This is a genomic window from Candidatus Clostridium eludens (assembly GCF_045310515.1).
GTDB classification, from domain to species: Bacteria; Bacillota; Clostridia; order Clostridiales; family Clostridiaceae; genus Clostridium_B; species Clostridium_B eludens.
Window position 1 is genome coordinate 128828 of record NZ_JBJHZX010000005.1, and the last position, 15022, is coordinate 143849.

10 protein-coding genes, 1 pseudogene and 1 CRISPR repeat array are annotated in these 15022 nt (G+C 28.7%); of the genes and pseudogenes, 3 read left to right on the forward strand and 8 right to left on the reverse strand.

From position 1 onward, the window contains the following. Nucleotides 1–12 precede the first annotated feature (12 nt). The 8 genes and pseudogenes from cas4 to ACJDU8_RS05055 all read right to left on the reverse strand — a co-directional run bounded on the left by cas4 (nucleotide 13) and on the right by ACJDU8_RS05055 (nucleotide 9595). On the reverse strand, nucleotides 13–507 hold the full coding sequence (cas4, locus tag ACJDU8_RS05020) for a CRISPR-associated protein Cas4 (RefSeq protein WP_406791057.1): 495 nt from the start codon (nucleotides 505–507) through the stop codon (nucleotides 13–15). A 127-nt stretch (nucleotides 508–634) separates the two neighbouring features. Next, the gene (gene cas3, locus ACJDU8_RS05025; RefSeq protein ID WP_406791058.1) at nucleotides 635–3184 is read right to left on the reverse strand and encodes a CRISPR-associated helicase Cas3'; all 2550 of its coding nucleotides are present in this window, start codon (nucleotides 3182–3184) and stop codon (nucleotides 635–637) included. A gap of 20 nt (nucleotides 3185–3204) precedes the next feature. After that, nucleotides 3205–3945 carry a type I-B CRISPR-associated protein Cas5b gene (gene cas5b, locus ACJDU8_RS05030; RefSeq protein ID WP_406791059.1) on the reverse strand — a complete coding sequence of 247 codons (741 nt, stop codon included), beginning with the start codon at nucleotides 3943–3945 and terminating at the stop codon, nucleotides 3205–3207. Between the two features lie 3 nt (nucleotides 3946–3948). Further along, nucleotides 3949–4878 (reverse strand): type I CRISPR-associated protein Cas7, encoded by a 930-nt coding sequence (locus ACJDU8_RS05035; protein ID WP_406791060.1) that lies wholly within the window; start codon nucleotides 4876–4878, stop codon nucleotides 3949–3951. Continuing rightward, entirely contained in the window at nucleotides 4879–6648 is a 1770-nt protein-coding gene (locus ACJDU8_RS05040) for a hypothetical protein (protein ID WP_406791061.1), read from the reverse strand. 16 nt (nucleotides 6649–6664) lie between these two features. Continuing rightward, nucleotides 6665–7375 carry a CRISPR-associated endoribonuclease Cas6 gene (locus ACJDU8_RS05045; protein ID WP_406791062.1) on the reverse strand — a complete coding sequence of 237 codons (711 nt, stop codon included), beginning with the start codon at nucleotides 7373–7375 and terminating at the stop codon, nucleotides 6665–6667. 773 nt (nucleotides 7376–8148) lie between these two features. Then, nucleotides 8149–8352: pseudogene (locus ACJDU8_RS05050) on the reverse strand (HI0074 family nucleotidyltransferase substrate-binding subunit); the annotation flags it as partial. Between the two features lie 82 nt (nucleotides 8353–8434). After that, entirely contained in the window at nucleotides 8435–9595 is a 1161-nt protein-coding gene (locus ACJDU8_RS05055) for an RNA-binding domain-containing protein (protein ID WP_406791063.1), read from the reverse strand. Between the two features lie 94 nt (nucleotides 9596–9689). Further along, nucleotides 9690–10897: direct repeats of the CRISPR family, unit length 30 nt; unit sequence ATTTAAATACAATCCTTGTTAAGGTTCAAC. A gap of 314 nt (nucleotides 10898–11211) precedes the next feature. Here ACJDU8_RS05055 and ACJDU8_RS05060 point away from each other — a divergent pair. The 3 genes from ACJDU8_RS05060 to ACJDU8_RS05070 are packed head-to-tail and all read left to right on the forward strand — an operon-like array spanning nucleotide 11212 to nucleotide 14885. Beyond that, nucleotides 11212–12705 (forward strand): spore germination protein, encoded by a 1494-nt coding sequence (locus tag ACJDU8_RS05060; protein WP_406791064.1) that lies wholly within the window; start codon nucleotides 11212–11214, stop codon nucleotides 12703–12705. Next, nucleotides 12686–13777 carry a GerAB/ArcD/ProY family transporter gene (locus ACJDU8_RS05065; RefSeq protein WP_406791065.1) on the forward strand — a complete coding sequence of 364 codons (1092 nt, stop codon included), beginning with the start codon at nucleotides 12686–12688 and terminating at the stop codon, nucleotides 13775–13777. The genes ACJDU8_RS05060 and ACJDU8_RS05065 overlap by 20 nt, the downstream gene beginning before the upstream one ends. Further along, on the forward strand, nucleotides 13767–14885 hold the full coding sequence (locus ACJDU8_RS05070; RefSeq protein ID WP_406791066.1) for a Ger(x)C family spore germination protein: 1119 nt from the start codon (nucleotides 13767–13769) through the stop codon (nucleotides 14883–14885). Before ACJDU8_RS05065 ends, ACJDU8_RS05070 begins: the two co-directional genes overlap by 11 nt. Nucleotides 14886–15022 lie beyond the last annotated feature (137 nt).

Consider the following 15022-nt stretch of genomic DNA (forward strand, 5'->3'; position numbering starts at 1 on the left):
TTTATATGTAGTTTAGATATAACAATATTCATAATAGGCACATTTTCTACATCCTTTTACTTTTTCAATTTTAGGAGGAACTTCTTTTTCTAATAATTTTTCTATGTCACCAATAAGCTGTTTCAATTCCAATTCATTTTCTTCTGTAAGCTCCACATAAATTATTTTATTTTTCTGCTTGTTTTTTTCCTGGAATTCAATTTTGCCCTGTCTTTCTATGCCCTTATTCTTTAATATGTAGAGATAAAAAATCACCTGCCACTTAGTAGCTTCTACATCTGCATCAGATTTTTTTATTTCTACCAAATAATCTTTTGTAATTTTATCTATTTTTACATTGTCTATAGATATTTCCGTATCTTTTTTTCCTTCTAATTTTAATTCATGAATGACTTTTCCTATATGAACATCCTCACTATTATCCTCCATATTCATTCTATTGCCATGAAGCCAACACTGCCTTTTGCAGTGAAAATAATAATTTATAAGTGTACCGTTTGTTTTCATATACACTCCTCCATATCAAGTACTTTAGAGGTTCAGGTAAAGTTTTTCGCGTAAAAAATGATTTTCTCCATCTGAACCTAAAAACTTATCCAGATAATATCATTATTAATATTATCTTCTTAGTAAATTACATAAATAGATTTGCCTTATTGGCAGTTTCTCCAATAAATATTTCCTGATTAAATCTGCCATTTACAATATACTTTTCCCCATCAGCTATGTAATAAATATCACCCAATAATTCTTGATAGACTTCTGGTATCTTTTTTACCTTGTATATAAAATAATTCACTTTAGAGTTTACCCTAGATAATTTCACCTTTTTCTCGGAATAATCCATTTTATTATCCAATAAAAGACTTTTATATTCTTCCCATATTCCATTTCCCAAAAGCACATTATTTTTTTCATCTTCTATTCTTCTTGATAAAAATATAGTATATTTATTCTGATTATCATCCTCTATCAATTTCATATAATCCTTTATCTCTTTAAAATCCATATCTTTTACAATCTTAATAAAATGTCCATAGCCATCTTCATTTAGTTCCTTTTTATTTCTTTCAATCTTACCTATAACTTTCTCATAATACTTTTCAAAATTCTTTTCTTTTAACAATTTTTGAATTTCTTCACTTGAAAGCGTGAGTTCATCTTCTCTTCTGACATCTTTTTTGTATATAATTTTACAATCATCCATTTTAAAAAACTTCACTCTGCCCTCATTAAGGCAAGATCTATTTATTCTTCCCATAAATTGTTCTTCTGCATCTAAAATGGATACATTTTTATACCCTAAATCCATATCAATATCAACTCCAGCTTCAATAATCTGGGTAGCTATTATAATTATCTTTCTATTTTCCTCTTTTGCCTTTTTTATAACTTTATTTCTATCTGCCTTATTGTCATCAGAAGTCATTATTACAATTTCATGTGAATATTTCTTTGAAAAATTTTCATTCATATAATCAAAAAATTTATCAGCACTTTTTTTAAATATAAATTCAATAAGTATTTTATTATTGCTTTTGCTCTCTTTTTCAATATCTTCTAATAAATTTTCAAATTGCTCCTCTTGCTCTTCTCCTATATCTATTATTTCAAATTTAACCCTATTTCTAAAAAATGGATTTTTAAAATAATGCTCTCTATCTTTTATAAGATATACAAAGTTATAGATTTGATTATCTACAAGTTTATTTAATCGTGGAAGAGTAGCTGACATTATTATGATTTTAATATTTAATATTTCCGAATACATGCTTAAAAAATTTATTATTTCCTTCCATATTGAGTTTTTATAGCTTTGTATTTCATCTAAAATTATTATTGAATTGCACAAATTTATAAGAGGAAATAGTTCTTCCCTACTTGTACCAAAAAAAGAATTAAAAAGACTCACATGAGTTGTTATAACAAAAGGATAATTTATGAAAACCCTGTTTATAAAAGCTTTATTATAATCTATATTGCAATCTTCATCTTTATCCTCTGTTTTTATAGGCGTTATAGAATTTATTACCGCTATATTCTCTCCAATTATTCTGTCTTTATCAAATATCTTCATCAATTCATTTTGGGTTTGTTCTACCAGTGTATTGAAAGGAAAAACATAAAATAACTTATTTATATTGGAATTTGAGTTAAGTATAAGTTTAGCAAGATTTATGGAAGTTATGGTTTTTCCGCCTCCAGTAGGTGCCTCAAGGTAATATATATTTTTATCCTTATTATCTATATAGTTTTTTTCACTTTCAATGGTTATTTCAGATCTGAGTTGATTTATACTTGTATATTCTCCATTTTTCACTGGATTATTGCTATACTCTCTTATGCTCTTAAAGGTGCTGTAGTTATCTATACATTCACTAAACTCATTTTTCAAATTTTCATCTATTATTCCAAGATTATTAACCTTTTCACCATTCATAAATTCAGAAGTTGCATAGTAATCCGATGCTGTAAGAAGAGAAAAAAGAAATTTTGAATATATATAAATAGAAAAACCTAGTTCCGTATTGTCTTTTTTGCATTCTTTCATATTTCCTTTTGAGGATTCAAAAGAATTATTTATTACATTTTCTTTAACAGTATTAATATTTAAATCAATATAATATTCATCTTTTGGATGATTCTCTTCAAATCCTACTAACTTTTCTTTGTAATTTTCCATGTCAAGATATCCATGATGTTTTGATATAATACATGAATTTAAATACATAAAATAATGTAAATATAGCCTGTCACTTTTATCAAATTTCATTTCTTTTATTCTACTGTAGAAATAACTTATGTATATGTATGAGCCTAGAAGGGAGTGATTTGAGTCTCCTTCTGAACTATTCCTATAAGATTTATTCAACATCTTATCACATTGAAAGGCTGGATTTATTTTTCCTATATCATGCATATATATTGTATTTATCATCATTTCTCTCCATACAGCAATTACCCTTTGATTTTTATTTGTTAAAATTCTATTTTCAAAATTTTTAAGTACACTTTGAAGATTCTTTTCTTCATAAATAAATTTCATATACTGATAAGTTAGATCTGTATGCTTTAAAAGCTTTTCTCTTCTGGTTTTATCCTCTCTATCCATATGAGCGTACATATTATCTATATTATCTATATTGGATTCAAAATCAAAAAGTTTCACCTCATCAAAATACACCGCACTTTCCCTCCTAAAATTCAAAAGAAATACAAATTATTTTTTAGTTCTAAATCTCCATATACATTTTCTCCCTGGCTGGTTGATTCTATATTCATATTAGTTCCTGTAAAATGTTCAAACTTGTACTGATTTAATTTCTCATCCAGTTCAACGGGAAGATACTCTGTATATTTCCAAGGTATATCATCTTCATCATCTGGATATTTTTCAACTTGAAAGTATTTTGTTTTAAATAAGCTGTGAATCTTATCATAATCTTCAACCCTACTAAGGTTTATTTCTTTAACTTCAGTAATATCCGCGAAATGATCATTTTTACCCAGGTACGGTAAGAATATGGCTTTTCTATGCACAAGCATATCTGCAAATTTCTCTGTGATTCCATCTACTTTAACATATACCATCCATTTGGGATCTTGCAGCCACTGTTCTTTTACAACAAGATTACCCCCTGCTTCGAGACTTGCATATCCTACAGAATTATTGAAGGTTTGTATCTTTTTCGTTATGTAACCCCGATGATTTAACATTACCACAGCTACTTTTAAATCTTTAAGCTTATCATAAAACTCTGGATAGATATTATTTTTGAAATCTCTGCTTTGACTATTATATCCATGTAATCCAAGTACACTTCCTATTATTCCAAGCAAGGCTATTTTGTGTACATTACCATATGTAAAATAGTAGTAGGTATTTACATCTGGCTTCTTAAAAAACGCAGTTTTGCCAGAGAGTTTAAATCTAACTGCCTTCATAATCTAAACCTCTTTTCTTGTAAATATATTGAATACTTTAGCCCCTTCTGGTATATTCTCTACTTTTAATTTGTAGTCATTATAATAAACTTCTATATTTTTTATGCTGCCTTTAATCCCATCCAATACCTGATTCAAATTAAATTCGAGAATACATTCATCATCATCTTTATCAAAGTCCATAAACTGGGTTAAATTAGGAAGATATGTTTTTTCATCTGTCTCCACAAATAATGCAAACTCATTTTCACAACCTGCCTTTGCATTAGTATTAAGCGCCGTAGCTCCTATAAGTGCTCCCTCTTTAAATTTTTTATAATCTTCTTCTGTATAGCCATCTGTAAGTCCCATTTGGACATACTCTCTATAAGCAATAGGATTTATATAAAAAGGATAAAGGTAATGTGCCTCATCACTTACAATCTTGGTTCCGAGGGTACTTTGATTTGCTTCCTTCGCTTCTTCATTTCCACTAGACTTTTTATCATTTCGAAACGGAGAAAGTATTTGCTGTTCTTCAGAATTTGAAGATTTATATACATTAAACCCCTGTCCAATTTGAACAGCACCTGTTATGGATATATTGTTCCCTTCCTCTGCAAAAGTGGCTCCAAAAGATTTTACATCCAGTGTAGAAAACAGATTTTTAATTACATCTTCGCTTTTATCTTTTTTAGTAAGCGTTGTATTAAATACTTGATTATACCTCTCTTCAAGGGATCTTGGCCTTATCTTGTCCTTGTCTGTTTTAAAGGATTTTATATATAAAATTTTTTCTCCCAAATCATCCCAGTATTTTTTTATACTGTATTTAAGTGCCTTATCACTTCCAAATATGGAACCATCACCTATGGTCTTTGGATAACCACTAAAATCCGCATTCCAATTTGCCATAATAGCTTTTATTCCAATAACTCCATATATTCTGTTCATTTAAGATTCCTCCTCATTTTTATTTTCATCATCACTATCTTCTTCTGACTTCTTATATATTAGACTGGGACATAAAAAACCTGCTATTATCAAGTCCTTATCCACTTCATTTTCTGAACTATAAGCCAAAACCATATAATACATGTTACTAAATCTAAAAGAAGATTTAATTGCATAGCTGTATTTGATAAATAATCGTCTTAATTTTTCTTTTACAATCCTATCATCTGATGCATTAAGTACTGAACTTATAAAAGAAAAATTTTTACTGGAAGATTTATTTAAACTATAAAAATATTGAAGCAGCTGTCCTATGCAAAAATAGTATTCCTTATCACCTTTAATTTCTACTTTATAATCCTCATCTTTTTTTATATTTATCTTTTCATCCACATTTTTTCTAATATCTTTAATAGTATTTGCCATATTCTCTCCCCTACTTTCCTCCTTGAAATAATCCAGTAATGCATGTCTTAAATTAAACTGATTTATTGCCTTATTGGCATTTCCATGACTTATGGAGTTACACAAAAGCCCTAAAGTCATTTTATCCCAAAATCCTTTCACAAGAATATCTTCACCCTTATAAAACCATGTATAAAAACCATATCTATATTTTAAAAGAAATTCCTTTACTTTGCTGTCATTTAATTTTATGTCCTTTGGCTCTGTAAAAAAATTACTTTTCAAATATTTATTAAAAAACAATTCATTTACTTTATCACTCAATTCACCTATATTTTTCAAACTTCCTTTAACCAGGGTAAATTCTTTTTCAAACCCCTGCCTTAATATGGGAATTATCTTTATAACCCTTTTAAATTTATATCTATAATCAGTTATGGAATCATAATCTGTGATTTCTACTTCTTTTCCTTTATTAACCCTGAAAAAATATCCTCTAAAATCACTTTTTTTATTTTCTTTTGCCTCAATACCATCCACACAATCCTGTTCCGCGTATATATAATTTTTACCTTCTGATGCATAATTCATAAGATAATCAAACAATTTCTTTTCCACTAGAATTTTTTCTGAATCCACAAGCAGAGGCAATTTGCTTTTTCTCGTTTTATTTTCAAGATAAGGTTTTTTAGAATTAAGTCCCATGTTAAAGTCAGATAATCCATAGACTTTTCCAGCTATATTCACATTGTAGTCAGTACTATTATAAATATTAGGTATTATATACCTCTCACTCTCTTTTTCATAATTATTTAAACTAGTATCATAGAATAATTTAAGATAGGTTTTATTTAAATCTAATTTTTTTGCTATTTCCATTATATTTTTTTGTACCCAACTTTGTATATTCTCTATTAATTCTATATCGGGTTTCCCATATTCTTCTTCTATTTTCAAATAAAGTTTTCTGCTTTTGGGTTTGCTTTTATATTTTACTTCAGGATTTTTTAATATATTATAATATTCCTTTATAACTTTACCATTTAGTTTACCCTTGGATTCATGAAGGTTCTCTTTTTTTACATAAAATGTATAAATATTATTACTGTGTATTATCTTATTTGGATCTATTGGTTTATTCATAGAAATTAATCTACTTAAATAGTCCCTACGGACAAACTCCCTATAAACTTCTAAGGAATTATCAGTTTTTTTATCTACATGAAATATTTCTATACTATCCCCTGTATCTTCCAGTGTAAATTTAATGTAGTCTCCAGGTGCAAGAAGATGTTTGTCTACAATTAGTCCTTCTCCATTTTCAGCGTACTCCCTGCTGAATATATCATAAATTTCATTTATCAAAAGCCATTACCTCCTCTCACTTCACATATTGGTAATTCATAAAACCATATCCACGGGGACACATATCTGCAATCCCTGTTCCAAGAATTGTATAGGCAATATTCTGAGCTTTTTCATTGGTATCTATCGTTAAAGTAACCTTATCCCCAAGAATACTCTTATCCTTAAATTTTGTTGCTACGGGTTTTCTATTGTCTATTCTCTCATAATTAAAAAGTTGTAAACTATCATCTACTGTTTCTTCTGTAACTAATTCATATTTTTTTATGGTGCTTTTCCTTATGTATTCAAAAAAATCAGATTCATTATGAATGTTTCTCCAGTATTGAGTTTTATCTTCATCTGAAATTTTTATTATAAGAGGTGTTATACTATAAATTCTTTCTATAGGTCTTTTAGGAATTTTTTTCATGTCATATACAAGTACTTTAATCTTAGATGTGTGTTCATTAGGTAAAAATTTTTTGAAATGACTTATTAAATCTTCTCCGATACATCTGACTTGAAAATTATAAATGCACCCTTTTTTATACATTTCATTATTTGAGGCAAGAGGATATAGGCTATTAAAACAATAGTTTTTTATTTTGTTTTCTTTATGAAATTGCCTCATTTTTTCATTTTTATAGAAGGATTGATCAAGAAGCTTGCTTAATAATTCCAGTGATTCTTCCTTTAAAATATTTTGAAGTGTATATATTTTAACATTAATCTCGTATACTTCCATATCTACTCTCCTTTTACACGATAGTTACATATTTATAGATTCTACTCCAATTTAACAAATCCTGCATTATTTTAAAAATTGTTAGAATATTTTACAGAAACATGCTGAATTATAGGAAATATTCTGAATTAAAATAAAAACTATGCACCCAAATATTATTTTTAGGTGCAACAGATGTAAAATGTACAGACTTAATAAATCACTGTACTAAATTTTATCTTTTGGATGTTATATTAATTTTAATTTCAATATTTTTTATAAAAAATGTCAAGTACATAATAAAAATGATATCTATACTATTTATTTTCACATTGATCCTCCCGCTATATAATTAATTATATAAAATAATATGCAAAAATACATTGTTCCATTACATTAATCATTCAAACTGATTCAAGATTATATTTTCTAATTTTAGTCAAAATTTAATTAGCTCTTTTTATACATTATACCTATCAGAAGCCTAGCATACCTAAAAGAAAGAGTATATTTTACATTCAATTCCCAGAATATCTAAAATAAATACCATTTTTAATTTTATAAATAATATTACAACACTTGTTACGGTTCAACATAAATTTAAACATTTGCTATTGAAACATTTATCATTCAAACATTTAAATACAATTCTTGTTACGGTTCAACTTGGAAGAGTATCAGATACTTTCCCCTTCCAGAAAATTTAAATACATATCATGTTACATCTCAAATAATACTTTACTGAAGCTTTTGGCTATCTACCAATTTGTGCTATATAAAAAATAGCATCAATACTATAAATACTGCTGTCTCCTTTCCACTATTTTCTTCCTAATTTCTTTCAAAGCGTTTATATACTTATCCTTTATATTTTCACATATTTCTATGGCATTGATTTCACTATACATATGTGATATAGAGTTTCTATCCTTAAGTATATTTATCCATAATTTTTCATCTTCAATTATTCCTGCTGAAAATGCTTCTCTCAGTACATATTTGGATGGATAATCTCTTTAAATGCACCCATGTTAGGATTTAACTTGGGCATTGGAAAGTCTAGCAATTTTTACTTATGACTTATCTCTTATATACAGTAAGAACAAATTCTTCTCCTGATTCCTGTAAAAGAGGTTCCCTTGCTCCTAGATCTTTCATTGTTTTCAGTATCATAGGAATACCTCTTCCCAATTGATCTATATATCTCATATTTTCCATATATTTCACTAGGAAAGGGTTTCTTGCATAAGATACTCCAATTTTCATCTTTTCAATAGTAACAGTATTAGGTAACTTCCCCGGACTATGGAATTCAATACGGTTGTCGAACATAAAAATTCTTATTTTAGAACCTAAAATACTATAATTTCTATGAACAAGGGCATTTATAATAGCTTCTCGAAGTACCAGCATAGGATATTCTTCTCTTTCCTCTCTTTTTAACTCATTAATAGTTGAAGGATTTTTCATGTTGTTTTTTAATATAACCATCATTTGTTCTGCTATATCCTGTAATCTGCCATAAACCATCTTTTTATCTATAAGTTCATCTGTTATTTCATTTCCACGAAAATGAGCAAAACTAATTCCATTTTGGGACATAACATTCTCCACATTTTTCCCGAATATAAGCAGTCCCCCTACTGAGCATATTGCCTTTCCATCTACTTCTTTTAATATATCTGCATTAATTAATATTCTTTCTACGCTCTTTTTATCTTCCTCATATAGATCAAAAGTATTGTATTTTAAAAAATAATCTCTTATTATATCTAAATTTAAATCCCTTATAGAAGTATCATAAATTGGTGATATATCAAAATGGATACTTCCATTGGCTTGAAATAATCTCATTAATTCCTCTCTGGAAGCTATTCGTTTTGTGGTTCCCACCCTTATATAGTATTTGTGATCAACTGTGTAATAAGGCTTATTCAATCCTTTAGGAATATTGACTACTGATACCTTTAACCCATCCAATTCTATATCTTCATAAATAGGAATTATATTAGGTATACAATTATTCCTGCATATATTCATGATTTTCTCTTCTATATTTTTATCACTTACTCCCTTTATACTCCCATCATCTGATACACCTATTAATATTATTCCACCTTCACTATTAGCAAAAGCTACAATTTCCTCTGCTAATTCTTTCGCTTTTACACCTTCTTCTTTAAATTCTATATATGAATTTTCTCCCTTTTCAATTATATTTAATAATTCTAATTTATCCATAGCAAAACCCATCCTTATCCCAACATATATTGGTTGTGAATTAATTATATCATATTTATTTTGCATTTATTTACAATCAAAAAATAATTCTTCAATTTAAATACATCCCATGTTAAGGTTCAACATTACACCAACTATTATATCTATCCCTTTTGACACATTTAAATACAACCCTTGTTAAGGTTCAACTGTCTCTTTCCTGCTTCTAAGCCTGTCATTATACTCATTTAAATACAATCCTTGTTAAGTTCAACGTCAGGTAAAACCACCCTTGCACTTCAAAAATGGCAATTTAAATACAATTCTTGTTAAGGTCCAACTTAGAACCATCACAGGAGATAATGGAATCAGAAAAATTTAAATACAATCCTTGTTAAGGTTCAACATAAAGCCAAAGACAAATACAGACAAGGCATACGCATTTAAATACAATCCTTGTTAAGGTTCAACAGGATATCGCATAACGATGGCGAATTAACCCCCAAATTTAAATACAATCCTTGTTAAGGTTCAACTAGAATAAGTATTTGAACACCATTTATAGCTTCAAATTTAAATACAATCCTTGTTAAGGTTCAACATATACTATAGGAGAAAATACAGGTATATTTAGCACATTTAAATACAATCCTTGTTAAGGTTCAACTATTTGCGGCAGTTTTGGAAAATACATCTACAATAATTTAAATACAATCCTTGTTAAGGTTCAACTTGTAGAAAACAATTTGTTACATCTACTCAGGACTAATTTAAATACAATCCTTGTTAAGGTTCAACATCACAGTTACAGCAAAATGCAAATAGCATACAAAGATTTAAATACAATCCTTGTTAAGGTTCAACTCCACTCAAAAAAATGGGTGTTGTCCATTCAACAAGAATTTAAATACAATCCTTGTTAAGGTTCAACGGCTATTGGAGTTGCAGCTATAATAGCTGATTGAAGATTTAAATACAATCCTTGTTAAGGTTCAACAATATTATGGTAGATATATATGTAGGTATGGTAAATTTAAATACAATCCTTGTTAAGGTTCAACGAAAGAGAAAGAAATTGTTCCTAACACGCCTAGAGGATTTAAATACAATCCTTGTTAAGGTTCAACAACACAGAAGATAGGAATTGGTGCGGCGGGAACGGATTTAAATACAATCCTTGTTAAGGTTCAACTCAGAGCTCTGCGGACTAGAATTTATATTTTGAAGCATTTAAATACAATCCTTGTTAAGGTTCAACCAAATTCACAAAAATCAACTCCTTAATATATTTATATTTAAATACAATCCTTGTTAAGGTTCAACTAATGTAAAATAGCCATTCTTTATTTTAATTATATTCTTAAATCCTCAGATAATAAAGGCTTCAGCTAAAAATTTTCCAACCAATTTTCATTTCTTGTGAATACAATAAAAAAATCATATAATCGATTATAAATCAATCACTTATGCCATTTTACTTTTTTGTCAGGTTGGAAAATAAAAAACTTATATAGGAAAATGAACCTGAAACTTCATCATATAAAAAATATTTTAAAAACATATATAATTTGAAATTTTGAGTAATATTTTGATTACTACACACAATAAGTAATAAACACTAAAAGGATGATTAAATTATGGAGTTAGATTATAAAATCGATTCTATATTGGAATTATGCGGAAGCAGTCAGCAAATTATCGTAAGAAGATTTGCCATCGGAAAGGAAAATCCTGTGGATGCCGCCCTTGTATATAAAGACGGCTTAGTAAATCAAGATATCATAAATAGGGATATATTAAACCCACTAATGCATACAGTCAATGAAGATATAAGTAAAATTCAGCTAATTAACGAAGAGGTTTGTAATAAATATATTTCAATGTCCAAAATTTCTATTCAGACTGATATAAATATGGTTGTAAAAGATATTAGGAGAGGTAAAACAGCTATTCTTATATATAAAACAGATAATTTCATTATCGCCGACACAATGGGCGGAGAACACAGAAATATCTCTGAACCCTTAGATGAAGTTGGTATCAGAGGGCCCAAAAATGGTTTTATAGAAAATATTCAAATAAATTTAAGTTTAATAAAAGAAGGATTAAAAGATAAAAATTTAGTTATAGAAAATCTCATTGTAGGAAGACGCTCTCAAAGGGATGTAGCTTTAATATACATAGAAGATATTGCAGATAAAGATTTGATTGAGGATATCCGAAACAGAATATCCTCAGTTGATGTAGATGCCATAACTTCTATGGGAATGCTTGAGCAATATATTGAAAATTATCCATATTCCATTTTTCCACAAGGATATGCATCTCAAAGGCCCGATGTAGTACAACAAAATCTCACTGAAGGCAGAATTGCGCTCTTGCTTGATGGTACACCCTTTGCTCTAACTGTTCCAGCTCTATTTATAGAATTTTTTCAAGCAGGAGAAGATTATTCTCAAAGAACAATTATAAGCAATTTAAACAGAATGATTCGTGTATTTGGCACCCTTATAGTTATTACATTACCTTCTATTTATTTAGCTTTAATTAGATATAATGCAGAACTCATCCCTGTTAAATTTGTTATACCAATAATTCAATCTAGAAGAGGTATAGCCCTGCCTCCCTTGCTGGAAATTCTATCTATGCAGGTTGTGGTAGAACTTTTAAGGGAAGGAGGACTAAGACTTCCTAGTAAAATCGGTCAAACGTTGAGCGTTGTTGGAGGTTTTATTATAGGAAGTGCCGCACTTCAAGCCAACTTAGTCAGCCCTGCAACTTTAGTAATAGTTGGGGTAGCCACCATAGGAACTTTTATTATACCAAGCTATGATATGTCAATTTCAATAAGATTAATCAGCTTTCCTTTTCTCTTTTTAACAAACTTTTTAGGCGCATTTGGATTAATTGCAGGCTGGTATTTTGTATTTGTGCATCTTCTTTCTTTGGATAGCTTTGGAGTTCCATACCTGTCCTTAGATAAATACAATGACCTAAAAGATATGTTTATTCGAATACCTTTATGGGAGATGAATAAAAGACCGGAGGGTATACCTAATAATGATCCAATAAGACAAACTGACTTTAGGAATAAATTCTGGGGGAAAAAAGATGAAAAAGGTAGTAAGTAATGCTATAACACCCGGAGAAGTTACTTTTTTACTTATAGGTTCAATGATTGGTATAGGAATACTATCACTGCCTAATGATTTGATTAATATAGCAAAACAGGATTCATGGATATCAGCGATTATTGGAGCTGTATATCCTCTATATATGGTTATAGCTGCTTCACTAATATGTAAAAAACATCCAGAAGAAAACATTTTAATTTTGAGTAAAAAATATTTCGGAAAATTTTTCGGAAGCATTTTAAATCTAGTTTTTTTATTATATTTTGTAGTGTTTGCTACAGCTATAGCCTTTGGAATATGCATCGTACTTGGAACTTTAGTAGTAAGTTTTTTAAGTCCACTAAAAATACTAATGGTGCTGTTCTTTTTAGCTGCATATACCTCTACAAAAGGACTAAAAGTTTTAGGAAGAATAAATCAATTTATGTTTTTGTATACTATTTTTCTATCTTTTATTCTTGCTGTAGCATTAGCTAAAGGAACATACTTAAATATGTGTCCCATATTAGGTTCTGGAACCTTAAATATTATAAAGGCAAGTAAGCAGTCCATTTTTGCCTATGGAGGAATCGAAATACTATTTTTAATTTATCCATATATGACTGATAAAACAAAGATTATGAAGTCGTCACTATTAAGCGTCATAATAACAGCCATAATCTACTTCTGGGTTACATTTATTACCATTTATTATGTGGGAGTAGATCTAATTCCCAAAATGCAGTGGTCCGTAAATTCAGTAACAAAGACCCTGGAAGTACCTGTTATAAACAACTTTAGATTTATATTTATTATTTTATGGGCTACCCTTATTTGTAAAACAATATCTAATAATTATTTTACAACAGCTTTGATTTTAAAGGATTTTTTCCCGAAAATAAAAATGAAAAAAATTATCTATGTCATTTATCCCTTAATGGTTTATTTATCTCTTAGATATAAAAATCCTGCTACAAGGGTAGATTTTTTAAACTATATTATTCCTAAATATACTTTATATAATATAGCTTATGTAACAGCAATAACATTAAGAATCTATTTAAAAAAGGATAATAAAAATGAAAAATAATACGAAAAAATATATATGTATACTTTTACTATGTGTTGGAATAACCGTTTTTTTCTCTACGGGATTAAAACAGCAGCAGCCAGTAGAAGAACTGGATATCATTTCAGGACTGGGAGCAGATTTAAAAATAGAAGACAGCCAGGTAGATCATATTATACCAATGTCAGTATACTTATTTGAACCTAAAGAAAAGGTAGAAAGTATCTTAAGAACCGGTACTGCTAAAACTAAAGGTGAAACAAGACAAAACAGGCAATTGTCAGATGATAAACAAAATATATTGGGTCTTGAAAAAGTATTTATTATCAGTGAAGATCAAGCAATTTATGGTTTAAAAGATTGGACAGATATTTTGTTTAGAAATCCATATTTAAATGATACCGCATATACTGCAGTATGCAAGGGAAAAGCTTCAGATATACTTGGTACGAAGCTAAGAGATTATCCCAGCTCTGCAGATTTTATAGAAGGCTTAATTAAAAACTCTGTATTCCATAATTTTTTTTCTGATGGATATAGGGTTATGAATTTATTTTTATCAATTGGCAGTGAAGGATATAACCCTGTATTACCTTATATCGAACTCACGAATGGAGGAATTGAAATTACCGGAATGACTTTGTTTAATCATGATAGAATGGTTTCAAAAATTAGTGTTGATGAACTTAGATTTATGAATATAATGAGAGAAAATAATGTTAAAGGTATTCTTACACTACAAAAAACTCCTGATAAATATATTAATTATTATGCTACATCCAAAAGAAAAGTATCCTGTACCAAGACAGGAGATAGGTATAAGTTCACCATAGATATTAGTTTAGAAGGTGATTTAATAACTGATACACTTTATAAAGATTTACAAAAGGATTCCAAAAAGAATGCGGAATTTAATAGAGATATGTCTCAAGAAGTTAAAAAAAAATGTAATGATTTTATAAGTAAAATGAAAAATAACTATAAAGTGGATTGCTTACAACTTGGAAAGTTTGCCGCTGCCAAATACGGCAGACACACAGGAAAAGACTGGAACTCCATAGTATGTAATTCAAAGATTGATGTAAACGTAAAGGTTCAGATTAAGAAGACCGGAAGAGGTGATTATTAATTTACAATATATTATATTTATTTTCCTCTGCTACTTTAATAACCCGTAAAATATACTTTTTAAAAAGATACAGCCTCAGCTTCAGAATTTAAACTTAAGCTATATCTTTTTAAAACCTTATCTATCTTTTAAGCTTT